Raw genomic sequence first — 714 nt, 5'->3', positions numbered from 1 at the left:
GGCCACGGCGGCCACTTCCCATGCCCAGTAGCCAGTGTAGCCATTTAAACGTAGATGAGTATTATGCCAAGGGGCATTCTTGTTGAGATCATACCATTTATCTAGATACTCGTTCAGTGCTTTCTTAGTTTTCTCTTTCTCTGTGGTTTGTGTAACCTTGTACAGTCCCATGTATATGCAAGGAAAAGCTAATGCCTGAGCATACGATTTTCTTTCATTATCTTCTAAGTGTGAATTTAACATGAACCATAATAACATGTCGGCAGTCCAATCATTGGGGTTCGTCTCTTCATCTACACGTTTTACGTATTCTACAAGTAGTTGAAATTTCTCATTAGGTATTTTCAACAAAATACCTAAGGCCACGCGATTTAGTATTTCAAAATAGATGGGATCATTAATATCGCACCCATGACGGAAATCATCTAATGAATTCAAATAGTCAGTCTGTAATTCTTTTATACAGCCCCCCATTGAATACTTTATCTCTATGTTATAATATGCATTTTGTGCCAATGACCAATACAAAAAAGTTCGATCGACTTGATTGTTATTATTCTCTACAGATTCGATAAGAGCTTGTTCGGTTATTACTTTACTCTGTAAATTACGTTCTAGCTGCCTTTCAAAATATTTATGATCCTTTACCTTATCTCTCATGTGCCATTTTTGCATATTGCTTGAACTTCCAAATATTGCATCAAATAGTCCCAT

At 36.4% G+C, this 714-nt stretch carries 1 protein-coding gene; it reads right to left on the bottom strand.

The window, feature by feature from the left end:
* Nucleotides 1-660 (bottom strand): PoNe immunity protein domain-containing protein (locus HMPREF2955_RS08855; RefSeq protein ID WP_070722753.1); only part of this gene is annotated, 660 nt, incomplete at its 3' end.
* Between the last annotated feature and the right edge of the window lie 54 nt (nucleotides 661-714).

Source organism: Prevotella sp. HMSC073D09 (genome assembly GCF_001814145.1).
Taxonomy (GTDB): domain Bacteria; phylum Bacteroidota; class Bacteroidia; order Bacteroidales; family Bacteroidaceae; genus Prevotella; species Prevotella conceptionensis.
Note: the sequence above shows the minus strand (reverse complement) of the source record. Positions and strands in the feature narration are given on the sequence as shown.